Below are 23459 nucleotides of genomic sequence, written 5' to 3'. Positions count from 1 at the left end.
CAAAGAAAAACAGGCCTTAGCGTACACCGCATTAGGCCTGTTTTACACTGCATTCACCTACAACATTGAAGCCCACGTCTTCATCTATCTCTATGGAAATTGCAGCTATGATTGCATCATTCTCTTTCATGACAAACAAAGCATCTCTTGAAAGATCAAAATCTATGGTTTCTGTAGAAGGATAGTCCTCATCCCATGCGCAAAACTCTCTTCCAACCTGCTCTTTGTATAAAGTCATTAACTGCTCTCTGTCACTGTCTGTAGCTAATACTATGTTATTGGACATTTTCTCAATCCCCTTGTTTTTGATAAAAACTGTAGTGGTATTTATTTCTGAAACCGAGTCTGGAATAAAAATCCATGTCTGATATTACAAAAGCTCTCTTAGCACCTAACCTTTTTGCCCTACTCAGCGCTTCATGAATTACAGCCTTAGCTACTCCTCTTCCCCTATAGCTTGGGATAGTACAGACAGGCTCTACATACACGTAGTCCGTCTTGGGGTTATACCATAGACCGCATATGGAAATGAGTTCTCCCTCCTCATTGCATGCAGCCACACAGAGATCCCTGTTAAAGTGCCTACGCGCCCTTGGGGTAGCGATCCCTTCTTTTTCAAACTTTTGTTTATCTTCTCCGTGATCAAACCCTTGCCAAAAAAGCCATGATAGCTCATAAATATCCTTAACAGGATTCGGGTTCACAAACTTAAGGCCCTCTGGCAAAGGAGCTCCAAATTCCCTTTCCAGGTCCAGCTCCATGATATTTTCTGTTTGCTCATTCCTGATAAAGCCCTTGTTTAAGACCAAATCTATTTCATCTGTGTTGTCATCGCAGACTGCAAGGGAAAATCCAGAATCATCCATGAGATTGGTGCAGGCATAATCTAATATTTCAGGATATAACTGCTTATAATCAGGTAAGACTCCACAAAATCCCTCACCGAAATACATATCATAGATTGCTGCACCAACAACGTTACCATCATCAAGCCAAAGCCCAATGGACTCAATCAATTCCTTATTGAATTCCGGATGCTCATACATCCACTCAAATCTCGCCCAGTTCCAATTAATATGGCTTGTATCTCGAGCATTTAGTTCTATAAGGAAATCACATACTGCCTCATAATCATTATCTGCATATTTCTTGAAATACATTATTCCTACTCCTTATACACAATAAACCTGGGACCCTCTTCTCCGATCTCTCCACTCACTTCAAATCCACATTTCATCAGCACCCTTTGAGACGCCGAATTGTCAGGATCTGTCTCTGCCTCAACCGCCACTATTTCCGGATGTTTAAATGCCCATTTTATTGCCAGGCTCACAGCCTCTGTTGCATAGCCATGTCCCTGAAACTCATCTAAAATTCCGTATCCGATTTCAGGATTTTTCTCCTCAAGCCCCTTGAAACACAGATCTCCGATATGTGTTCCATCTGTCTTTTCAATCATCCACATGGCATACCAGTCCCACTGATCCGGATGCGTAAGGCACCCCTCCAGCATTTCACCATATGCCTTCTTAAGCTCATCATCCTTTTCCGCCTGGATTATTCTTTCCATCTGCTCCCTACTAGCGGGATATATCTTTATTCTTTCTGTTTTTATCATCATTCTCCTCTTTATTTCTCCTGATTTCATATTATCTTAAAACCAAAAACAGACCTACCTTTACACGGATATAGGTCTGTTTTACACTACTTTTAATTCTGCTATAGCATCTGACAAAACTCGCTGAGTCTATGCGTATTATCTTCTGAAGGTTTATCTTTCGGATCAATGAAAATCGCAGTCGCGGCAAAGCTGGTGATTCCAATGCAGTCCTTTAGCTTAGAAAAAGCTCTCTCTGCCCCGGAACCGCTTTGGCAGGCAAATGCAGCTATAGTCTTATTTTTCAAGTTCTCTTTATTCTCCAAAATAAACGTCCGAAGCGGAGGCGTGAACGTTCCTGCCCAAACAGGAAATCCAAGAATAATCTCATCATAAGCTGACACGTCCAGATCGTATGCCTCAAGCTCGGGCTTTTCTGCCATAACAGCACTCTTCCCACCCCAGAAAAACTTTGAGAATCCACTGGTCGAATACGCTTTCTTTGGAACAAGTTTTAATTTATCTGCTGGAAGTACCTTTGCCAGTTCATCTGCTATATACTCTGTGTTACCTTCTAATGAGAAATAAATTATAATCCTTTTCATGCCAGAACCTTTCTTGCTTTGTTGCACCATTTCAAATATGCCTCATAGGTTTCTATTCCAAACAGTATCGTAAGATAGAAATAAACATGATCTTCTTCATCAAGTGCTTTTTCAATATTAGCCTTATATACCTGTAATACCTTAAGGTCAGCCTTTATCTGTTCTTCAAAGACTTCTATATTCCTAAGTGCTGTCTCTTTACTTTCAACCCCTCCGAAAAACAGTTTCATCAAAGTCTCATATTTAAGATCGTTGCTTGCCTTCTCGTCTCTTACCCATGCTCTGAGTATCTCTTTTCCCTGACCGGTAATGCTGTAAATGATCTTCTCCCGGCCGCCACTGTCATTACCCTTAAGGCGCCTTACGCTGCCCTGTTTTTCCAGTTCCGCAAGAGCGGGATAAATGCTACCAAAGCTTCCCTTCCAGAAGAACCTTATACTTCCGTCGATCTGTTTTTTTATATCATATCCGGTCAGATCATCATGGGATAACAAGCCCAGAATCACCATGTCTATCTTTCTGTCTTTGGCCATTATTTCCACCTCCAACAGTATTTTAGAACTTTTTTCGGACATTCATCAACACAAGCTCCGCACAATATGCACTCGGTGCACTTTGAATTGCTGCCTTCCTTTGCCATATGTGCGACGTCAAGCCCCATTGGACATGCCTTTGAACACCTGTTACATGAAATACAGTCCGCTGCAGATGCTTCAACATGAAGCTGGGGGACATGAAGAAAACGACCTATGCTGCTCCCAATCACCATAAATGGCGCCATCCAGCAAAGATAATGGCATGTTGCTCTCCTTCCATGTATCAGTGACGGAAGAACCAATATCAGAAGTACTCCGTAATAGATAATATAGTTATGTATTTCTGTCACTGAAATACCGTGATCTGTCATGAAAAACGGATCTATGGTTACATGGTTTTTCCCGAGGATGAAAGTCACAACTATAGCGGAGATCCACAGTATCCAGATAACGTATTTAATCTTATTCCTCCAGCCCTGCTTCGCGGACTTATCATTGCATCTTGCTACACATTCCTGTAGCCCTCCTGCAGGACAGAGATATCCGCAAAAGGCACGTCCAAAGAACACCGAAAAAATAAGCAAGCTCATAAAGACTATAAAGCTTCCGTTCATGATATGTTCTGATGCTGCCATGATTATCAGGTATGGTGAAAAGTACCACGCTGTTATTGGAAACAGCAGGAATGATATGAAAATAATCGTTCTTCTTATTGTCTGACGCTTCATTGAACACTCCTTCGCATATATCAATTAGATATATCATTTTGATATATATTATACCTCAGATTACTGAAGCTTATCAAGTTCTTCTTCAAAGCTCTTTAAAACTTTGAGCATATCATCCTGCATTTCTTCAGAGATTCCATCCATGATTTCAGAAAACTTTTCTCCCATTGTCTCGTGTTTTTTCCTGTGTTCTGCCCTGGCCTTCTTCCCAAGCTTTGTGAGATACAGATTAAGCTCTGAATCAGAGTTTGGAGAAACTCTTTTCTCCACAAGTCCCTTATCAACCAGTTTGTAGACCATCTGGGATGCAGCACCTTTGGTAATCCCACGCACCTTTGCAAGACCTGTCACACTGATTCCTTCCTGATCACCTATTATCGCCACTGTATGAATCTCAGGCTGAGTCAACATAAGCCCTTTGCAGTACTTCTGAGGTTTCTTTTCAAACTGTGTATATTTATGGATTATCCGTTCCATTTGCCATGCAAGCTCTCTGTAATCCTTCATATCAACCCACTTCTTTTTGGTTATTAGTAAATATGTCTCTCACAATTATACCCGGGTAATAATCGCCTTACAATCTACATATACTCCTTATAGTATTCCAAAAACTCCGGAGTTTTTGACCAGTATTTTATTCCCCAGTTCTCGAAGTTCCACTCTTCCATATAATCATTGCACTCATAATCAATATAGAAAAGCTCTCCATCATGAACAACAAAATTCGTCGGGAAATAATCAATATTGGTCTTTGCAGGATATAGGAGTTCACACATTGCTTTTACCTGTCTTAATAATCAGGGTCCATCTGATCTTAACTACCAGATATATGCAATACGCCAGAAGCACTGCAAACTGGATAGTTCCAACTATTATGTTCAGTTTCATATTACCTTCATTCGTGATGAAACCGCAGAAATCATGAAATGCATGTAGCAAAATGCATGGCCAGATACTCTTTGTCCTGAGGATCACAAAAGCCATTACAACTCCGTAGGTAAATGCAAACGCCATCTGCAAAAGTGTTTCTGCAAGTCCAGCCCCACCCATTACATTCAGCAGATGACTCATTCCAAAAAGAACTGATGAAATAATGATGGCCTTTGTCTCCTTTTCATTCCACATATTGCAAATGATGCCCCTGAAGTATAGTTCCTCTGTCAGTCCTATCCCCAGTGTAAATATAAGATTAGGAATAAACAGTCCGCTGTCATCAGACATGATTCCACCGGCAAAAGCAGCCAGGGCTACAATTATAAGTGGAACGTAATACAAAAACCTTGTAGCCATACCGCTCACGGGCTTCTGAAAGCCAAGCCCTCTAAGACTGTGATCCTTGACAAGAAAAAATGCAATTGCTACTAATGCACAGCTCCATATAATAGCCGCCTGTGCTGTAATAGCCTTAAGACCCTCAAGCTGTCCCATGACCACCGCAGCCCCCTGGGCAAAGTAGAACAAAAGAACCGTAACTGTTGCTAAAACTGTATTCCTTACTAAATGCTTTGACATAATCCCTCCTGAAACACATGATTTATCTCATTTTGTAGATCACAATTCCCTTTGCCACAATCATCAGAAACAGCATTGAAACTCCATAGGCTTCCCTGCCCATTGCGAGAAGAAGTACTGCGGTAATTCCCACTATCACTGATATGGCTGTAATTATCCTGCTTCCCCTTTCCTGCCTCAGTCTTGTCAAAAGAATCTTAACTGCTCCGATGATTACCAACAAAATAAAAACAGCCCAGTAGAGCATACACTTCAGTCTTCCTGCCTGAACATAATCAGGAAGACTCACCGCATAATAGACACCATCGATCCTATTGGGATATATGGGCAGGACAATCATTATCATCGCAAGCACATCTATGATTCCAAGAAGCATATCGCAAATATATCTGATATTGTCCCTATTCTCTTTTTCGGCAATCGATACCATCTTTTCTGCCGACAAAAGTTCGTCTATAGATACTGAAAAGAATCTCGATATCTCTTTTAACGAATCTATGCTCGGGTACCCACGACCTGACTCCCACTTGGAAATTGCAGTCCTTGAAACATATAAAGCCTCTGCCAGCTCTTCCTGAGTCATATCTTTATTCTTTCTAAGTTCCTGCAGTTTTTCGCCAAACTCCATTTTACCCCCTGTCAGGCTTTTGCTTTGTCATCAATGATAAGAACAACAGCCCTGTATAAAAGAAATAATCCCGTACTCAAGAGAATTGATCCCATGATATCTGTCAGCCAATGAACTCCAGCTACGGTTCTTCCTACAACCATAAAAATGGAGAACAACGCAGAAAAGACGCATACATATTTCAGTACGACTTCATTCTTCATCTTTCTTTTCGCCTGAAACCAGAGCGTAGGCATGACGCTTAATACCAAGAGTGTTGTAGACGATGGATAAGATGCCTCCATAAATCCATCTATCAGGACCGGTCTGTAATTGATTGGGATCATTTCAAATATCAGATATCCAAATATCACTATAATATAGTATATCCCAAGTACTATTATGTCGTAATCGACTCTAAACAGGCTCTTCCTTTGTATCAACTGGGTAAGACCGATACCTGCAAATATCAGACATATGAATATAGGCACAAGTCCCAACCAGTCAGTTATGGTGTATATGACCATATGAACCCCGGTCAATTTGTGAAAATAGCAGTTGATCGTGGCAAAACCTATGTCTGTCCCATTTTGCCCGACAGGCTGAACATCAACGATTTGGATCAGTAATGTCCAGACTACAAATACAATTAAATACAATGCTCCAAATAATAAACTCTTAAATCCTTTTCTTTTCATTTCTCATAATCCTTTCTGTTTTGTTCGCGAGGCTATATGAACCGTAACAAGAATCATGAAAAAACTAAAGAAACGCTTGGTGACATGTATGACACGATTCGTATCATCTGCATAAACAAGCATATCACACAATAAAAATATGGTCGTCATCTACACGGATAACGACCTAAAAATCACTGATATTATATTTCTTGATTTCTCACTCTGTTGGAAGTGAGAGTGCTTTTTCATTAAACTCCATCTCTGTGACATAGTTACATCTTGCTTTAGAATCATAATCGCCAAGATAATCCTCCCACACAGGAGCTTTTCCTTTGCATCCGGACTTTACAAACTTTTCAATATCGCCGTAATAATCTATCTTTCTAAGCAGATGAGCATAAGATGCCATAAGTAGTCGAAACTGTTCTCTGACCTTTATTTCTCTGTCTTTAAGCAGTTCCATCATATTATCTATCGCCTCGTATCCGGTGTCCTCATATTTGAAAAATGCCACTATATCAGACATCGTCATTCCCGCACCTTTAAAACACTTGATCGCATTAAGTCGATCTATATGCTCACGCTTATAGACGCGCTTACCTGAAGCATTACGCGCTACTCCTTTTAATATCCCGATTTCTTCATAATATCTCAGCGTGGATGACGGAATCCCAAGATCTTTTGAAACATCCGAAATCGTATATTCATTCATATTCTTCTCCTCCCTAAAAATTTTAAAATACCTATTGACTTAAAGTATGCTTTAACTTGTATGATTTGAAAAGAAGAAAAAAAAGGAGGTTGCTTTATGTATATAGCAAAAGAATCAAGATACGACCATATGATCTACAATCGCTGCGGCTTAAGCGGCTTGAAACTGCCGGCAGTATCCCTTGGTCTATGGCACAATTTCGGAAACACATCTCAGTTTTCCAACATGAGAGAAATGTGCTTCACAGCCTTTGATAACGGTATTACACATTTTGATCTTGCCAACAATTACGGTCCGGAGCCGGGAAGTGCAGAAAGTAATTTCGGTAAGATCCTTAAAGAAGATCTTAAGCCTTACAGAGACGAACTTGTTATTTCTACCAAAGCCGGATATGCTATGTGGCCGGGTCCTTATGGTGACTTCGGAAGCCGAAAATATCTTTTAGCCAGTCTCGACCAGTCTCTCAAGCGTATGGGCGTGGACTATGTTGACATCTTCTACCATCACAGAATGGATCCGAATACTCCACTCGAGGAAACGATGGGAGCCCTTAAATCAGCTGTTGATAGCGGCAAGGCTCTCTATGTCGGAATATCCAATTACAATGGCCCTACACTCGAAAAAGCCACAGCCCTTCTTACCGAAATGAAGGTCCCTTTCATCATCAATCAGAATTGCTACAATATTTTTGACCGTACGGTTGAAAGAAACGGTCTTAAAGAAACTGCTCACCGTTTGGGCAAAGGTATCATCTGTTTTTCACCGCTTGCTCAGGGACTTCTGACTAACCGCTATCTGAATGGTATTCCGGCAGACAGCCGTGTAATGACAGACGGACGCTTCCTTAAGGCTGAACACGTTTCCGAAGATAAGCTCCGCCGTATCAAGGCTCTGAACGAAATTGCAGAAAGCAGAGGTCAGACTCTCGCAGAGATGTCAGTTTCATGGTTACTTCACGACGGAATCGTAACAAGTGTACTTGTCGGTGCTTCTAAACCTTCACAGATCCTTGACAATATTGCCGCACTCAAGAATATAAGCTTCACTGACGAAGAACTCCGCCGTATAGATGAGATTGCTTTATAAACCAATAACCAATAAAATTATGAGCCTCAGTCCTGATCGGGCTGAAGCTCATTTTTTGAAAAAGCCACCGGCAGGCATATATATGAAAATTCCGGTTGAACTGCACGAGCATTCAGATTTGAACTGCATGGTCATTTAGTGTAATTCAAAAGCGGTATCAAGATGGCTGTAGAACGAGTTCCTGGTTCATAGTCGTATCAGTTTATATCAACCGAAACATGACCCTTGCTATTTCCCGGAACCTTTAAGCCGCATCAGTGATTGGCTCAGCTACAGGTTCCTCAGATATTTTTTTATTAAGTTCCTTCAATGTTATAGCGGACATGATCACTACAGCGATAAGTGTTCCAACATCTGCAATAGGTGCAGAATATAATGCTCCTTCTACACCGAAGAACATGGGCAGGACTATTGCAAGAGGAACACTAAGGATAAATTCTCTAAGGAGTGAGAGCCCCATTGCCATAGAAGGTTTGCCAAGTGCTTGCAGGAAAACGCTTACCGACTTCTGGATGCATGTGAAGATTATCATTGACAAGAATATCCTAAATGCCTTTACAGCAAACTCGTTGTATAGTCCGTCTTCGCTTCCGAATATCGCGGTTATCTGAAGAGGAAATGCCTCAAAGAGGACAAGTGCGACCGCTCCTACTATTGCCTCTGCTTTTACTATTGTGGTAAACAGCTCTTTTACCCTATTATACTCTCCTGCTCCATAGTTATATCCTATGACAGGCTGAGATCCTGCTGCTATTCCGATGCATACAGAGATCACTATCTGGAATACCTTCATGACTATTCCCACAACTGTGAGAGGAATATCTGCACCATATTTGCTTCTTGCACCATAGGTGACGAGAACATTGTTCATTACTCCCATGATAACCACAATCGAAATCTGTGTAAGAAAACTGCTGATTCCAAGAGGCATAAACTTTGAAATAATATTTCTGTCGGGGATAAAGCTCCTTTTATCAAGCTTCACAGACTTTGCTCTCGTAAGATATACAAGGCCGCAGACTGCCGTCACTATCTGTCCGGTTATCGTTGCAAGGGCAGCTCCCATTATCCCCCAGCCAAGAACAAATATGGCAATCGGATCTAGGATTACATTAAGAAGACATCCGATCAGCGTTGTTATCATTGCGAACTTAGGACTGCCGTCCGCCCTGATGATCGAATTAATCCCATTTCCAACTACAAAGAAAGGAATTCCTATTATTATGAAATTAAAATACTCGTCGGCAAGAGCAAAATTGTTTTCTGTTGCACCAAATGCTGTTAGAATCTGATTCTTAAACACTGCAAAGACAGCTGTCATCACTATACCAGTAAGTACAAGCAAAGTCACAGCATTGCCAACACTTTTATTTGAACTCTCAATATCTTTTTTGCCCTGGCAGAGGCTAAGGTAAGCTGCACATCCATCACCTATCATAAGTGCGATAGCAAGTGAAATGACTGTTATCGGGAACACAACATTTGTAGCGCCATTACCAAGATAACCCACACCTCTTCCGATAAATATCTGATCCACTATGTTGTAGAGTGCAGATACGAGAAGCGACATGATACACGGGATTGAAAATTTAAGCAGAAGTTTTCCTATCTTCTCTTCTGCAAGATATCTGTTTGTGTTCTGATGCATTGTTTTACCTCCATAATCAAATAGGATTTCGCTTGCGAAATCCGCGCGCGAGCGGTATTGCGCAGCAATTAACTTTCATCTCCGCGAGCTGCGCATCCCACGGAGTGTCTTTTTATATCATAGGAAGCAATTTCCTATGATATAAAAAAAACGCATGCAAAGGTCTTCACTTCACACGCGTCCAGTTACAACCTGATTGCCGGAGCACCACCGACAACCAATATTCTATTTTCTTTAGCTCTGTTTTTTATTTTACTCATTTTAAGATTTGAAGTAATAGGCAACAATCACAAATAATCCTGAAGATTTTCAAAATCCATGCGCATTATAATAATATCATGCTTATAATCGGATGACATTTTCAAGAATCATTGTTCTTCAACCACTTTATCATGGAAACTTATAGCTTCTATATATACTTGGCAAAAGATTTTCTAGAAAGCTTCAGGTCAGCAATCAGTTGATACTATGTTCCTGACTTACCACTTACTCAAAGCTCTTTTCTTATTCACCCCATCAAACTTATGAACAGTCCTACAATCGCTGCCGGAATTAGTGCAAACAACAGCCCCGGGAATATAGCACCTTTTAAATGAAACCACTTCTGATGGTAAGCCTTGTCCATGTGCTCTGTTCCTTCCAGCCTGAACATTTTCATATTTGCAAATAGCACCCAGTCCAGAAAGAGTGTGTCATAGGCTCCAATCCATACCATGAGTCCAAAAGCGATCGCGAATCCCTGCCAAAATGTAACTGCCCCGGCAATCTTCGCGCATATGGTAAGAATAACTGTAAACATGATTATTCCACAGGACTTCGCCAGTACTACCTTTTTTGATTTATATGAAACATCCACTCTTTCATGTGTTTTGAAGTATTCTTCTTGAATATCAGGCGGGTAATTATGGATACAAGCCGGGCTGTACATTCTGTCTCCGTGAAAAGTCACAAAAAGAATTGTTGTAAATAATACTGCAAATACTATCGCTTCAATTACCAATACATACCAAACCATGTTACCTGCTTCCCTCCCTCATAATACCTGCACATCTTTTTCATACAAAAAGGCTCCCTGTTCTGTTCCATTTGCTATAACAACAACGCAGGGAAGAAATAGTATAAAGCAAACCACAATGCACTCTAATATTAGAACCATAGTCACCCCCGTATTACCCTCAAACTGCCATTTCCATAAATTCATCTATAGCGCTCAGTACCAGCTCCGCATATATTTCTCGATTTTCTCTGTTACCGTAATCATATCAGGAAAGATACCATCACTTCCATCAAACCCATCATAGTTCACGCATATAAGATGATATTTCTCTGATAACCTATCGATTACTGTTCCAAAGTTTGTCTGCCAGTCACAGCATTTCCCGGGAAGCAGCATAAGCGTCTTTCCTGACATATTCCCAATTTCTTCAAATTGCATTTTTCATACTCCTCTGTTTTGTAGTATTTCTGATTAAATCCACCATCTTATCCCAGCCTTCCTTGGCCTCTTTCACTATTGGGAATGCCGGATAGCAGTGGAACATGCCTTCGCCTACGATCATCTCATAATCCACTCCATATTTTTGCATGACTTTTTCGAAAGATGGAGCGCAGGCATACAACGTTTCTTCGGAGCCATAAACAAAAGTCACTTGCGGACAATTGGTAAAATCGGCCTTTTGAAGCCATATCATGTATTCAGGAACTGACAAATCGCCATGTCTCATGATATCCACAGCGGTTCTCATATAGCTTGCCGGAATTGCCACATCTTTTTTATCCAGTTCAAGCATTCTCTGCCACTCTTCGTCCGTTTCAACACAGGTTCCGGGCGAAATTGCGAGGATATATCCCGGCATTGGGGTGTCATCATGTCCATCATTGATGTATGGGACTATTCCAAGCGCAAGATTCCCGCCTGATGATGTGCCTAAAACTGAGATGTTCTCAGCATCATAATCCCTTAGCATCACTTTATATGTCTCATGGATCATGGCGTATGCTTTTGTCAGAGGATAATCGGTACAAAGTGGATAATATGGCACATACACATCTACGCCTGTTTCCCTGGCAAAGCGCAGTGCTTTCTTGACAGCGTCAGGTCTTGGCGCCATTACCATTCCACCGCCAATGATAAAAAGATTTGCATGAACTGCCTTAGCTTTGTGCTTCATTCTGATCACTGTGAAACCCATTACTTGGATCTTATCTATATCAAAATCAGAATCTTTCAGTTCAGGAATATAGTTTTTGGCATTTGTTTTTTTCTTCTCAGCAACAATTTCTGCGGCAGATTTTCCCTCCCACATCTTTTTGAGTCCTGCAGTTTTTACTACCCGTTTAAGAATTTCGTATTTAACGCTCATTACTTCGTTCCCCACATAAAAAATCTTATTTTTCAAAACAATGTACATATCCAGGCTGCAAGTACTGATGCTGCCGGGAATATGATCAACAGCTTTAATAACTGCCTCTTGATGTTATAGCCATACTTTCTATTCGCATACATACTTTCCACCTCAGGATAGTAATACTGGAAAAAATGGAACTTCATAAGCAGGAAGTAATCAAAAAAGACCATGTCGTAGATTTTGTAGGCAGCGAATATAAAGACGAATCTGAAAAAGAACTGTCCAAACGTGTAACCACTCCTGAAACCGTCCCAGATTGAGATAAAGCCTACCCCCAGTATCATCAGAAAACTGAATATCATTAAAGTCCAGCCGATTGTCCTGGCACCGTAGAATAATTCTTTTTCCCTTGGCAAAATAGCCTCCTGCGCCTCTTTCGGTGCTGAAGAAAAGAACTTCTTATCCTGAATAAATGCTACGGCAGAAAACATCATCAGTGTTATAGCCACGCAAAATATTATTGTCAGAAATATAGTTAGAATCATCTCTTATCCCCCTGCCTTATGATCTTCTCAATCCCCCTCACAAACTTTTCCGGCTTAAATGGAGCCAGCCCTCCGTGGCCTGTGTCCTTGATCTTTCTAAATATTGTATGTGGAAAGATCTTTTTTATATATTCCACATCCCACTTTCTATCTTTTACCTCTTTTTCTGCAACCCAATATTCTATGTATTTACAGTCAGTATGGATATACTTCGGCATGGAATAATTGTTGCAGGATTCAAATGTCCTCCAGATTGTTTTAGCGCTAATCATCTTAAGGACCTTTGCTGCGTACTGCACATCTTCCTCTGACAGTTCATCAGTAGAAAAAGCTTTTTCCAACAGCTCTGTTCCACCAAGTTTTCCTGTGTATATCAACAAAAAATCCTTTATTGCTATCAATCTTGTAACGATCCAAGGAAGCTGATATGGAGTAATACCACCATCGATTACTGCACTCTGTATTGTCACTTTGTTGCCTGCAAGCATCCTGACTACAATGCTTCCACCCATGGAGCAGCCGTAAAGACACGTCACATTGCTCAGTCCGTTCAGGTTCAGCCATTCTTCCAGTTCTGCTGAGATCTCTTCAACATTTGTGAAATCGCTCTTGTTGTCAGGGTCATACCCCGGAAGTGCAGGAATTATCAGATGGTATTTCTTTTCCAAAAGCGGAATCACATACTCGAAGTAATCCCACATAACCACGGACGGATGTAGCAACACTATGACCTTATCATTATCTTTTCCAAATTCATGTATCGTCATTTTTCCTATCATTCCTCTCTTTTAAAGGTCACAAAGATGAGCCCTGCAAACAGAGCACATAATACTGCTCCTGTCAGCATCCATAGGGATAATCCCAGATAGCGCAAACCACAAGCCGCTGTACATCGGGTTCCGTACCCATGAATAAATGCCATTGGTCTGAAGCCTGTTCTCTGTTATAGAATCATCCATATCTGACCGGACAGCTCCTATATACCATACACCGATTCCCATTATTATGAGTAATGTACCAACCACTCGGAAAATAAGTATCCATGAATCATACAGAATTCCTATCTTAAGCACATAGCCAAACAAGATAATTCCTATTACATTGACCATAGCAATTCCATAAACAATATATGGCCCGACTCCAAAGAGAGGGAGTTTCTGCCCTTCTTTCATGTAGTTCTTTAACATTTTCTGATCACCTCATCATGACATGCAGGCCCATCTGATAAATCCGAATGTCTGATAAACTCTACATGCCGTGTAAGTCCCGAATAGGCTTTTATCTTTCTGTCCATCCCTTATCCTCCAACTTTACTGAGGATTCGCTATCTTATCAGGTACGATCCAGTAATCACAGATATGGCCTCTGGTGGCCAAAGTATAATCTCTATGCAGCACCCCGTGAGAAGCTTCTACAGAAAGATACTCTATATCACAGCACATTGGCAGTACTTCCAGATATCCATTTTCCCTGGCAAATTTTTCTAAAGGACACCGGGTGAAATGATAATAACTGCCATCTTTATGCTTAGTATCATCAAAGTTAAAATCCCAGGTCTTATCCTTATACTGCGGATGTGCATCAGCCCAGTCCTGCATGGCATGAAATTTATCTTTTGCTTTCTTAAGATCTTCCGGTCTGTTTAAGTCTGCTCTGCCCATGATTTTACTGACCATCGGACTCTTTATGAATCTCTTTATCACAGTCCTGAAGCTTTCGACATCGATTTCTCCCTCAGCAGCTTTCCATATGGCCAGAAACACAAAGCAGGAATAGATATTACTCGCCATGGGATTATCTGCCCCAATATCATCCACCTTTTCAAGCATTTCTTTATATATTGTCTTTGATTCCTTAAGAGCTTTCTTTGTTACTTCAGATCCATATTGTTCCTTCAGGTACTTCTTAAGCATTATCGAAAAGAGCTTCAGATAAGTTCCTTTATACTTCATCATAACCGCGCCATCTACTCCTTATTTCTTTGCAATGACTGTAATCCACGGTTTACTCTCATGATGATCTGACTTAACCTTTGAAAAACCCGCTTCTTTCAGAGCCCCTTCGATTTCTTCTACTGTATGACACTTCATGCCATCAATGATGCTCTCAAACTGTAGACTCGCCTTATCAGTTCCATCAGACTCATTTACAATCATGAAGATTCCACCAGGCTTAAGTGCCTTGTTTACCTCTGAAAAGCATTTCTCAAGTCCCGGCCAGAAATAAATGGTCTCAAAAGCTGTTGCAAGATCATACTGCTCATTCATGTTCAGATTAGAAACGTCGCCCTGCTGAACCTTGCAGCGTCCCTTGCCTCGTACAATACAGCAGATATCCTTGCAGCAGGCTCCGTCATTATCCGCAATGACATCTGCAACTATCATTCTCTGTCTGGTTATTCTCATACCGCTCTCTTTTAAAGCCTCAACAATCTGCTCATTATTCATCATGCCATCACTTCCAGCCAAACATTATTTCGTTAGTTTAAGCTAACCCATTCTCAAAAGAAAAGCCCGCACTAACCGGGTGTTTTTAATAGATATTTAATATCATGAAAATCATTATCAGTTATCTTAAATGTTAGCATTCACTAACTCCATTTTCAATAGTACTGCAGTATTTTTCTGTCTCATCTCCTATCCTTATTCAGCAAGATCTATTGCCCCACTCATCAAGGAACTTCAATATTAGCTTAAAGCTGTCCTGTCAATCCCATGCTTTTACTCATAGGAAGGGGGATCTCGATGTCTTTACAGGAATCCGGAGAAATGTATCTGGAGACAATCCATGTGCTTTCCAAGAAGTCAGCAAATGTACGCGCAGTAGATATAGGCGAAGAACTCGGATATTCAAGACCATCCGTAAGCCGCGCCATGCACATCCTCAAAGCTGAGGGCTTTATTACAATAGATGACACCGGCTTTGTCAAACTCACAAAAGCAGGGCAGAAAATTGCGTCTCGGATTTACGAAAGACATACTGTCCTCACTCGTCTTTTCATCAATCTCGGGGTAAATGAAAAAACTGCTTCCTACGGCTCGGGAGATGGCCAATGGATGAGAGACTGGCAGGACAGGCTGGTTGCTGCAGGCGCATCCATCATTGGTGGTGAAGGCGTAATTGCGAACAATGCTCCGGATGATGATGCCGTTTCACAATGTGAGGATCTTGGAAGACAGCTCGCACAGGCGTAAATCTTTGCCCCTATAAAAGGCATTGGTACAAACGCCAATGCCTTTCTGTTTCTATTCACGTTATGCATCATAATGCATGAAATATACAGATTGTTAAAAATCTATAAGTAAATTATTCTGGAATATATTCCGAGTTATTGTTTATTCGTTTCCTTCTTAAATATCAAATGATTAAAAAAAGCAATCTTTTTAAATTCTTCCATAGTACTTGTTTTGATTTCCAATGCAAGCATTGATTGATACCATTCATTTGTATGCTTGATCTCATTATTCGAAGACAGTCCGAAGAATGTCCTTATTCCATAGCTATCGGAAAGTTTCATATCATGAGACAATGTTTCAATAAGTAACTCGTTACTATAAACACTTCTATTTCCAAACATGCTATCCTCGGAAATATTGTTCAGCAGTTCCAATGCTACGTTGGGATCATCAGCAAGCACAGCACTTCCCATAACTCTACCAAGAAGATTATGTTTGACTATAGAAAGAATTCCTTCCGGCTTTACTACTCTCACCAATTGATCTAAAACTGCTTCACTGTTTTCTACGTATTCCAAAACATTATGACAAAGAACAACATCGAAATAATTATCAGGAACGGCCTTAAGATAATCCACCCCTTGAGTAATCAGAGTATACTCATTATCTTCCGCTCGCAGATTGTACATTTCCTCATTCGGCTCAACAGCAACAACTTCGTGATTCTTTGCATAATAATTTGCTGTTATACAAAATCCTGCTCCAAAATCCAGGATTCTTACTCTTTTTTCTTCTGAAATATTCAGTTGTTCATAAATCAATTCGTAGAACATCTTTCCCCAGGGTTGTTCCACCATGTTTCTATAGTCCCTAATTGTTCCCATTTTTCCTACTTCCTTAGCATGTTTTACAGTAATTTTATATCTCTACCTCAAAAGGTGATTCGTTGTCAAAAATATCACTGTAGAAGCCAAACCAACTAAGCCCCTCCACAAGGCACTCCACATTGTAGCTTTCTTCCTCATCGAAAACTAATTCTTCACCGGAAGCCTTCTTTACCTCAAAGACATCAATGATATTTTCCATCAATACTGCATTGACCATCATTTCCAGATGCTCAAGTTCTTCATCGGTTATGGTACACTCAGTCCGGTATCCATTAATGACCATCTGCATATATTTTTCCATATATGCCCGTCTTTCATCTGCGTCTTCATTCCAGGCAATCCACCCAAGACCATGGGACCATAAATTGGCAATATCATATAAATACCAGCAAGTACGACAATTATCAAAATCAAATACATTGATTTTCCCTGTATCATACTCAATGTTATAGTTTCCATCGCTATAGTCAAAGTGAACCATTCCGTAGTTTTCGGAGTTCTGCGGAAGTTTGCGCAGTTCCTCCAGAATTTCATGCAGTCTGTCTTTAACTCGACGCCCCCTCTTCATATGTAAACAAAAGAAATCATCCGGAATAAGGCTCTCGAAATAGTCTTCATTGTACTTCTCGAAGAAATCAAAACGCTTATGAATCGGTCTGTAGTTCTTTGAAAGTGCATGTATTTTCCCTAAAACCTTGCCAGTAAGAAAGAAGTACTCGTCTATCGAAACTTCTTCAATATACCGGTAACCATGATCGGCTATCTGATCACCTTTTGCAGTCTCGAACATGGTAACTGCCTTCTCATCGATAATTTCAATACGATTACCTTTCACTGAGGGAATGGAATCTGCCACACTGGCTCCGCCTGCAGAAAGATAATGTACATACTCGATTTCCGCCTCATAATCTTTAATGCTTCTATCTGAAAGAGAAGACACTCTGAGTACCGAATCAGTCCCAATCATAAATACCAGATTCCTTCCGCCTTCATGCCCGGGGACTTCCTTGGCAGAGGCAGTATCGAATCCGTAAAGCTGCGCCGCTTTGACTAAAAAATCTTTTTTCATCATATGATTATTTTTTATCCTTTTCTTCTTGGTCGATTATCCAGGAATTCAAAGGTTTTTATCCGGAGATATCGCCGTACAACTCCCGCTGAATTTTTGCTGCCTCCTCGGAAAATGAAATCGTATGCCAATAATCCTTGACAGCAATCTCAATCACTTTAATTGGCTTTACCGGTGTTCTGGAAAGCCATTCCCATTCATCGACAAGTTCAAAGGAATCCGACGGCAGAACATATACATAGCCTTTTCCGTTTGGATTAATGGCCCCGTAGCGCAGGTAGCTTTTGATCCCGTCAGAATCAAATGATAATTTTCCCTCAGGACAGTCCGGGTAGAAGCGAAACGGCAGTGCAAAAGGAATTACTTCCTCCATCGTTGCTGCCGCGTAAATCCCCATTTGGGCTTCAACCTCACATTGTCCGTTCGCCTGTCGCGGCATCAGGATGTCAAATAAATACTGGCTGCCGTGGTATACCACCTTCGGTTTCTCCTTCATAGACAACCTCCACACTTTGCTTTAATTCTTCGTTCATTAAAACTGAAAGTTATTTTAGACTTAAGATTTACACACTATTGTCTATAACAACTTCCTCATAACAGCTACACCATTTTGCTCTATGATTTGGGAAAATCCAGCCTTTTCGTAAAGATGGATAGGTCCCGTAAAATCATACTCATCACGATGTTCAATAACTTTGGCATAACCTTCTACAGCAACATATCCCTTTGCCTTTGCATCTACACATACTTGTTCAATAAATGCTGAAGCTATACATTGGCCCCTATATTCAGGAGCTATTTCAAAACACACAATCGAGATTGTTTTTCCGCACATATTATCTCTGGCAAAATCCGGCACAAATCCTTTGTAACTATCAATATCGGCTGCATTACACCAGCCTATTGATATATCACCATCAAACGCCAGATATCCTCTTATATTACCTTTATCAAGCATCTCTACTGCATATTTTCTAATGGTTTCTTTTACACCATTCGCTTGGAACTCACTAACCATTTGCTTTATAGCTTTTTCATCTTGATTCGGCGAAGTACAATAACAAGGTCCATTGGGATTATTATCAGAAAATGCTCGATTATCAAAAAAATCAAGGTAATCGTCTTTTAATTCTAAGGACAATTTCTTTATAGTCACGTTTTTCATAACAATCTCCATCAATCGTAAAACTGGAACATATAACTTATAAATTCATTCTCATAGAAGCCACGCCATCAGTACAATTTACTTCTTCAAATCCCATGCGCTTGTATAATCCATATCCAACACTCATCACTTCTGGTTTGGTAGTAAATGTGACCTCTTTAAAGCCTAATTTTCTGCTTCTATCCAGCATCTCATTCATAAGAACTCTTGCATAACCTTTGCCGCGAAAATCTGGCTTAATATACAGTCTTTTTGCCTCACATGTGTCTTTATCAATACGCTTAATTGCTATAGTAGCTATAGGATTCTCATTTTCAAATCCGATCAACAATGCGCCATCTTTATAATATGTATCAAGATCAGCTAATTCTTTATCCAATGATACAAAGCAGCTCTCAGCGCATTTTATCTCAGAGTATTCCCTTATAAGCTTCTTCGCTTCTTCGTAATCCCCACAATCCTTTATTTCAAACATACCGCGCTCCTCCTCTGATAGTAAGTTTATACTGAAAGTTAATATGTTCTACTCGCCATATCCTTTTTTAAATTATATATATAAAATATTCCACATCCTTAGTACACTTATTTCAATCAAACAGAATGACGTTTGATACCTGTACAATTTCCTAACTCATCAAAACTAAATTCCACAATCCAGGGCATCAGAAATCTTATATTTTCAAAATCATCATAGCCAAAAGATTTATCATAAAAATTTATGATGGTGCTTAAGGCTGTACCATGACTTCCAACTACTATATTTTTCCCTGAATACTGTTCCAGAACATTATTAAGCGCAGATATATTTCTTTCCTGAACTTCTTTAAGACACTCTCCATCTGATAACTTGAAAGAAAAATCGCTCCATTGCTTTTTGGAAAAAGAAGTAAAATCTTCTATCCAACCACTATCGACCTTTCTCTCTCTAAAATCCTCAACTATCTCAACAATCATTCCATTTTTATCTGCAAAATCCTTAACTGTATCAACAGCTCTCTTAAATGGGCTTGAAACAACTATATCTATATTTTTATCAGCTAAAAACGCTGTAACTTTTTTCCTATCTTCCATTCCACGAGGACTCAACTCGCGAATTCTGTCATCATGATTTTCATAATTTGGCTCTGCATGCCTTACAAAAAATACTTTTGTCATTTTATCCCCTTAGTAATTTATGCTGGAAGGTTAGTTACATCTGGTCAGCGATATTTGTTCTCCTCTGTCTTATCTTGGGTAACAATATTCGCATATACAGACCATTATATCAGAAAAATCGTGAATCTCACCGGGTTGAAACAACTCTGAAATAGTTGTATTATCTAATAGAACATATATTCGATTAAATGATTTTTGGATTATTATGAGTAAGATTATTGAAGAAGTTTACTTTATAACCTTATTAACCTTCCTTATAGTCTGTCTCTTCAACCTCACTCCCACAGGAAGGACAATGCTTTACATCACTTGGCGTACTCTCGCTATATATAAAGCACTCATTGTAAGCCATCTGATAAAGCCTTGCTAATAACTTCTCATCTTTATTGTTCTCATAAAAACCTATTGGAGCGGAGGAATGGGTTCTGCGGTTCTTTTATGGGGGAAAAGATATCAAGGGCGGCTTATGCTTCACCCAGAGGTATCAATATAAAAGACATCTACAGCGGCGGCGATTATTTTTCACCTACGCCAAGGGATACGACACTGAAATAAGCCGGCATATCATCAATGTCCGGCTTTTTCAGTGTTATTATTGTATGAGATAAACCTTAAGGCATCCGTAGACATACCATGTATTCCTTCCTACTGTGCTGCTTCCTCCTTTATTTCAAGTAGAATCTCTTTCTATAACATCAGGGTAGGTAATGTAGCTCTGAATATGCAGATTAGGCTTATTTATCTTCTGCAAGATCATCTTCCCAGCTTCCTGTCCAATGTCATAAACATCTATATTTACTACTGTAAGCATAGGATCAAGAAGCTGTGAAAATGGATAATCATCAAAGGTTATGACGCCTACATCCTTTGGGATTGATAGCTTCATATCATGAAGTGCCTGCACGCATCCATAAGCAAGGTAGTTGTTGGCACATACTATCGCATCAGGTCTTTTCTTCTCAGTCATAAGCTGCTTTGTCATTTCGTAGCCATCCTTAGCAACGGATTTACCATACTGCACATAATTTCGTGGCTGCACCACGTCATGCTCTTTTAGTACGGAAAGAACACCTTCCAGTCTGTGCATAGATATTTTATCGTCCTCTGTTCCTCCGATAAAGGCAACAGACTGATATCCTTTTACCAGAAGGTGCTTTGCAGCGGCCTGACCGGCATGCCTGTTGTCGACATCAATCCAGCAAAAGTCACTTTCAAACTCGGGAACACCTATCACCAGATGCGGGATTTCCTCCTTTGCAATAAGATCATTAAGTTCAGGTGAAATCACAGAAGCATGGATGATGAAACCATCTGCCATCTTTGTCTCAAATGCATCCTTTACATAAGCAGGTGCATCATTACGGCTTATGCTCTTCACTATGAAGGCATATCCTTTTTTTGCCAGCATATGCTCCATTCCTGACATCATCTCAAACATATGCGGGTTCTGGAATCCTGCATTTCTCTCTATTTCAGTAATAAATGCCACGGATCTGTTTGTCTGTTTGGCAAAATTCCTTGCCCTCTGGTTAGGATGATAGTTAAGCTTATCCATCACCTGTAAAACCCTTACCGTTGTTTCCTCAGAAATAGAGTAGGAACCGTTCATTACTTTTGAAACTGTCGCTATTGATGTGCCTGCTTCCCTGGCAACATCCTTAATAGTTATTCCCATTTAAATTATCCCCTGCTTTTAAAGATCACAAAACCTTTGCCTTCAAGTTCTTTTCCTGCTAATCCTTTTTCAAGTAATACATTGTCAGGCTCAGCATCAATGCTCATTTTCTTTTCTGACATATTCAGATAGATTACTATTTTTTCATTACCCAGCATTCTCTCATAAGCATACAGCTTACTGCCGTTTTCTGCTGACAGGGTCCTGAAATCTCCGGCTCTTAAAACCTCTTCTGCCTTCCTTAATTCTATGAGAGCCCTATAGAATAAGAAAAGCTCATCTCTTTTCCCATCCCAGATCATAGGATGTCTGTAGTCTTTTTCAAGGATGCCCTGTATGCCTTTTTCATCTCCATAAAAGATGGACGGCATGCCGGGGAAAGTCATCTGGAAGATAACAGCAAGCTTATACCTGTCCAGATCTCCATCACATAATGAAAGGAATCTGCTGACATCATGGGTATCAAGGACATTCAGCTGACTGTATACTGTCTGCTTTCTGTATCTCGTGATCATGTCCACGACTCTGTTATTGAATTCCTCGGAATCAATGCTCTCTTCTGCAAAGAACCTTCTGCAATGCTTCCTGAAATCGTAGTTCATCGCAGAATCAAATATTGTTCCATCAAGCCAGTGGCAGGCAGTCTCCCAAACCTCACCGATGATGATTGCATCATTCTTTTCACTTTTTACCGCTTTGTAGAAGGCTCTCCAGAAACCATCATTTATCTCGCTGGCAACGTCAAGCCTCCATCCATCAATATCAAACTCTTTGACCCAGTATTTTCCTACATTTATGAAATACTCAGCTGTTTCAGGATTATCGAGGTCAAGCTTTGGCATCATTCTTTCATAGCCAAAGCATTCATAAGTAGGATATTCCTCAGGATCTTCCGGTCTTATGACAGGATATTTCAATCCGTAAAACCAGTCTTTGTATCTGGAATCCTCTCCATTCTGGACCACATCCTCAAAAGCAAAGAACTTCCAGCCGCAGTGATTAAATACTCCATCAATTATTACTTTTAAGCCATTTTCATGAAATGTCTCTACAAGCTGTTTGAACTCTTCGTTGCTGCCAAAACAGGGATCCACGTGATAGTAATCAACAAGGTCATACTTGTGATATTCGCCGGCGGCAAATATAGGGTTGATATATATAGCATTTATGCCAAGGTCCTTTAGATATGAAACGTTGTTTTTTATTCCCCTTATGGTTCCGCCAAGCTTTCCTTTTACCTCTATGCCGTTAAAGTCTGCACTGCTTTCCTGCTCACTGATATACTCTTTATCTGTGGCAAAGCTGTCCGGAAAGATATTGTAGATAACAGCATCCTTTGCCCATGTAGGGGGATTTACGATATCAGCCCTGTGGTTAAATGGAAGCTGGAAATATTCTGATCTGTCATCAACAAGTCCCCTGCAGAAGCAGTCTCCATAGTAATAGATCTGTTCATCTCCTGATCTAAGATTGAAGTAATAACACAATCTCTTATATGGATTTTCCAAGGTAACTTCAAAATAATCATACAGAGATGTGCTGTATACCTTTTCCATCTCCTGTTCTGAGAAAATGACCGGTGTCTGTCTGCATGCCCTGTCTCCAAAATAGAGCGTGCACCTGTCTATATCATCTCTTTTGGCTCTAAGCCTTATAGTTACATGTGTCTCATCCACCCCATAGGCATACTGAGACATCGGAATATGCAAAATTGCACTCTTGTCCATC

The 23459-nt window shown here is 40.2% G+C and carries 32 protein-coding genes; 2 read left to right on the top strand and 30 right to left on the bottom strand.

All coding sequences use genetic code 11. The annotated features are described in order from the left end of the window. Positions 1-31 precede the first annotated feature (31 nt). From T501_RS06915 to T501_RS06860, 12 genes are all read right to left on the bottom strand, one after another. Positions 32-286 carry a hypothetical protein gene (locus tag T501_RS06915; protein WP_050008178.1) on the bottom strand — a complete coding sequence of 85 codons (255 nt, stop codon included), beginning with the start codon at positions 284-286 and terminating at the stop codon, positions 32-34. A 4-nt stretch (positions 287-290) separates the two neighbouring features. Beyond that, positions 291-1160, bottom strand: a complete 870-nt coding sequence (locus T501_RS06910; RefSeq protein WP_044913965.1) for a GNAT family N-acetyltransferase — start codon at positions 1158-1160, stop codon at positions 291-293. A gap of 5 nt (positions 1161-1165) precedes the next feature. After that, on the bottom strand, positions 1166-1621 hold the full coding sequence (locus T501_RS20705; RefSeq protein ID WP_242845492.1) for a GNAT family N-acetyltransferase: 456 nt from the start codon (positions 1619-1621) through the stop codon (positions 1166-1168). A gap of 98 nt (positions 1622-1719) precedes the next feature. Next, positions 1720-2202 carry a flavodoxin family protein gene (locus T501_RS06900; RefSeq protein ID WP_044913964.1) on the bottom strand — a complete coding sequence of 161 codons (483 nt, stop codon included), beginning with the start codon at positions 2200-2202 and terminating at the stop codon, positions 1720-1722. After that, complete coding sequence (locus T501_RS06895) at positions 2199-2735, bottom strand: PadR family transcriptional regulator (RefSeq protein WP_022775675.1); 537 nt, start codon at positions 2733-2735, stop codon at positions 2199-2201. Before T501_RS06895 ends, T501_RS06900 begins: the two co-directional genes overlap by 4 nt. Further along, a complete protein-coding gene (locus T501_RS06890) occupies positions 2735-3466 on the bottom strand; it encodes a 4Fe-4S binding protein (RefSeq protein WP_022775674.1) in 732 nt (243 codons plus the stop codon). The genes T501_RS06895 and T501_RS06890 overlap by 1 nt, the downstream gene beginning before the upstream one ends. Positions 3467-3526: 60 nt before the next feature. Further along, the gene (locus tag T501_RS06885) at positions 3527-3973 is read right to left on the bottom strand and encodes a MarR family winged helix-turn-helix transcriptional regulator (protein ID WP_050008177.1); all 447 of its coding nucleotides are present in this window, start codon (positions 3971-3973) and stop codon (positions 3527-3529) included. A gap of 74 nt (positions 3974-4047) precedes the next feature. After that, entirely contained in the window at positions 4048-4242 is a 195-nt protein-coding gene (locus T501_RS06880) for a BUD32 family EKC/KEOPS complex subunit (RefSeq protein ID WP_330377008.1), read from the bottom strand. Continuing rightward, on the bottom strand, positions 4235-4978 hold the full coding sequence (locus tag T501_RS22505) for a CPBP family intramembrane glutamic endopeptidase (protein ID WP_050008176.1): 744 nt from the start codon (positions 4976-4978) through the stop codon (positions 4235-4237). Before T501_RS22505 ends, T501_RS06880 begins: the two co-directional genes overlap by 8 nt. A gap of 22 nt (positions 4979-5000) precedes the next feature. Further along, positions 5001-5606 carry a helix-turn-helix domain-containing protein gene (locus T501_RS06870; RefSeq protein WP_026653972.1) on the bottom strand — a complete coding sequence of 202 codons (606 nt, stop codon included), beginning with the start codon at positions 5604-5606 and terminating at the stop codon, positions 5001-5003. Positions 5607-5617: 11 nt separating this feature from the next. Next, positions 5618-6283 (bottom strand): phosphatase PAP2 family protein, encoded by a 666-nt coding sequence (locus T501_RS06865; RefSeq protein ID WP_044913963.1) that lies wholly within the window; start codon positions 6281-6283, stop codon positions 5618-5620. Positions 6284-6482: 199 nt separating this feature from the next. Beyond that, positions 6483-6977 carry a MerR family transcriptional regulator gene (locus tag T501_RS06860; protein ID WP_050008175.1) on the bottom strand — a complete coding sequence of 165 codons (495 nt, stop codon included), beginning with the start codon at positions 6975-6977 and terminating at the stop codon, positions 6483-6485. 96 nt (positions 6978-7073) lie between these two features. Between T501_RS06860 and mgrA the strand changes: the two genes are divergently transcribed. Continuing rightward, positions 7074-8063 (top strand): L-glyceraldehyde 3-phosphate reductase, encoded by a 990-nt coding sequence (mgrA, locus tag T501_RS06855; RefSeq protein WP_044913962.1) that lies wholly within the window; start codon positions 7074-7076, stop codon positions 8061-8063. Between the two features lie 244 nt (positions 8064-8307). On the opposite strand, the gene T501_RS06850 is transcribed toward mgrA, so the two are convergent. The 10 genes from T501_RS06850 to T501_RS06810 all read right to left on the bottom strand — a co-directional run bounded on the left by T501_RS06850 (position 8308) and on the right by T501_RS06810 (position 15072). Beyond that, positions 8308-9711 (bottom strand): MATE family efflux transporter, encoded by a 1404-nt coding sequence (locus tag T501_RS06850; RefSeq protein WP_044913961.1) that lies wholly within the window; start codon positions 9709-9711, stop codon positions 8308-8310. A 508-nt stretch (positions 9712-10219) separates the two neighbouring features. Continuing rightward, on the bottom strand, positions 10220-10726 hold the full coding sequence (locus tag T501_RS06845) for a hypothetical protein (protein WP_044913960.1): 507 nt from the start codon (positions 10724-10726) through the stop codon (positions 10220-10222). A gap of 18 nt (positions 10727-10744) precedes the next feature. After that, complete coding sequence (locus tag T501_RS22375; protein ID WP_255347424.1) at positions 10745-10867, bottom strand: hypothetical protein; 123 nt, start codon at positions 10865-10867, stop codon at positions 10745-10747. Positions 10868-10921: 54 nt separating this feature from the next. Then, a complete protein-coding gene (locus tag T501_RS06840) occupies positions 10922-11146 on the bottom strand; it encodes an alpha/beta fold hydrolase (RefSeq protein ID WP_044913959.1) in 225 nt (74 codons plus the stop codon). Continuing rightward, on the bottom strand, positions 11136-12074 hold the full coding sequence (locus T501_RS06835; RefSeq protein WP_044913958.1) for an alpha/beta hydrolase: 939 nt from the start codon (positions 12072-12074) through the stop codon (positions 11136-11138). The genes T501_RS06840 and T501_RS06835 overlap by 11 nt, the downstream gene beginning before the upstream one ends. Before the next feature lie 32 nt (positions 12075-12106). After that, complete coding sequence (locus T501_RS06830) at positions 12107-12604, bottom strand: hypothetical protein (protein WP_044913957.1); 498 nt, start codon at positions 12602-12604, stop codon at positions 12107-12109. Next, positions 12601-13383, bottom strand: a complete 783-nt coding sequence (locus T501_RS06825) for an alpha/beta fold hydrolase (RefSeq protein WP_442856350.1) — start codon at positions 13381-13383, stop codon at positions 12601-12603. The genes T501_RS06830 and T501_RS06825 overlap by 4 nt, the downstream gene beginning before the upstream one ends. A 9-nt stretch (positions 13384-13392) precedes the next feature. After that, positions 13393-13791, bottom strand: coding sequence for a methyltransferase (locus tag T501_RS06820; protein ID WP_050008174.1), 399 nt, complete (start codon positions 13789-13791; stop codon positions 13393-13395). A gap of 123 nt (positions 13792-13914) precedes the next feature. Further along, positions 13915-14559 (bottom strand): L-2-amino-thiazoline-4-carboxylic acid hydrolase, encoded by a 645-nt coding sequence (locus T501_RS06815; RefSeq protein WP_242845491.1) that lies wholly within the window; start codon positions 14557-14559, stop codon positions 13915-13917. Between the two features lie 18 nt (positions 14560-14577). Then, the gene (locus T501_RS06810; RefSeq protein ID WP_442856349.1) at positions 14578-15072 is read right to left on the bottom strand and encodes a methyltransferase domain-containing protein; all 495 of its coding nucleotides are present in this window, start codon (positions 15070-15072) and stop codon (positions 14578-14580) included. A gap of 276 nt (positions 15073-15348) precedes the next feature. Between T501_RS06810 and T501_RS20080 the strand changes: the two genes are divergently transcribed. Continuing rightward, positions 15349-15798: a hypothetical protein gene (locus T501_RS20080; RefSeq protein ID WP_049945893.1), complete on the top strand. Its 450-nt coding sequence runs from the start codon at positions 15349-15351 to the stop codon at positions 15796-15798. 134 nt (positions 15799-15932) lie between these two features. Here the strand turns inward: T501_RS20080 and T501_RS06800 are convergent, their stop codons facing one another. From T501_RS06800 to T501_RS06765, 8 genes are all read right to left on the bottom strand, one after another. Next, positions 15933-16664: a class I SAM-dependent methyltransferase gene (locus T501_RS06800; protein ID WP_026511400.1), complete on the bottom strand. Its 732-nt coding sequence runs from the start codon at positions 16662-16664 to the stop codon at positions 15933-15935. Positions 16665-16698: 34 nt separating this feature from the next. Next, positions 16699-17739, bottom strand: coding sequence for a phosphotransferase enzyme family protein (locus T501_RS06795; protein WP_050008173.1), 1041 nt, complete (start codon positions 17737-17739; stop codon positions 16699-16701). 55 nt (positions 17740-17794) lie between these two features. Beyond that, positions 17795-18232, bottom strand: coding sequence for a hypothetical protein (locus tag T501_RS06790; RefSeq protein WP_026511398.1), 438 nt, complete (start codon positions 18230-18232; stop codon positions 17795-17797). An 81-nt stretch (positions 18233-18313) separates the two neighbouring features. Then, positions 18314-18901, bottom strand: coding sequence for a GNAT family N-acetyltransferase (locus tag T501_RS06785; RefSeq protein WP_044913955.1), 588 nt, complete (start codon positions 18899-18901; stop codon positions 18314-18316). Between the two features lie 37 nt (positions 18902-18938). Continuing rightward, on the bottom strand, positions 18939-19376 hold the full coding sequence (locus T501_RS20075) for a GNAT family N-acetyltransferase (protein WP_050008172.1): 438 nt from the start codon (positions 19374-19376) through the stop codon (positions 18939-18941). Positions 19377-19492: 116 nt separating this feature from the next. Then, complete coding sequence (locus T501_RS06775) at positions 19493-20056, bottom strand: histidine phosphatase family protein (RefSeq protein WP_044913954.1); 564 nt, start codon at positions 20054-20056, stop codon at positions 19493-19495. A gap of 670 nt (positions 20057-20726) precedes the next feature. Further along, entirely contained in the window at positions 20727-21731 is a 1005-nt protein-coding gene (locus tag T501_RS06770) for a LacI family DNA-binding transcriptional regulator (RefSeq protein WP_044913952.1), read from the bottom strand. 5 nt (positions 21732-21736) lie between these two features. Then, positions 21737-23458, bottom strand: coding sequence for a glycoside hydrolase family 13 protein (locus T501_RS06765; RefSeq protein ID WP_044913951.1), 1722 nt, complete (start codon positions 23456-23458; stop codon positions 21737-21739). Position 23459 lies beyond the last annotated feature (1 nt).

Origin of the sequence: Butyrivibrio sp. WCE2006 (genome assembly GCF_000701985.1) — a bacterium.
Classification (GTDB): domain Bacteria; phylum Bacillota; class Clostridia; order Lachnospirales; family Lachnospiraceae; genus Butyrivibrio.
This window is presented reverse-complemented; position numbering and strand designations above follow the sequence as displayed.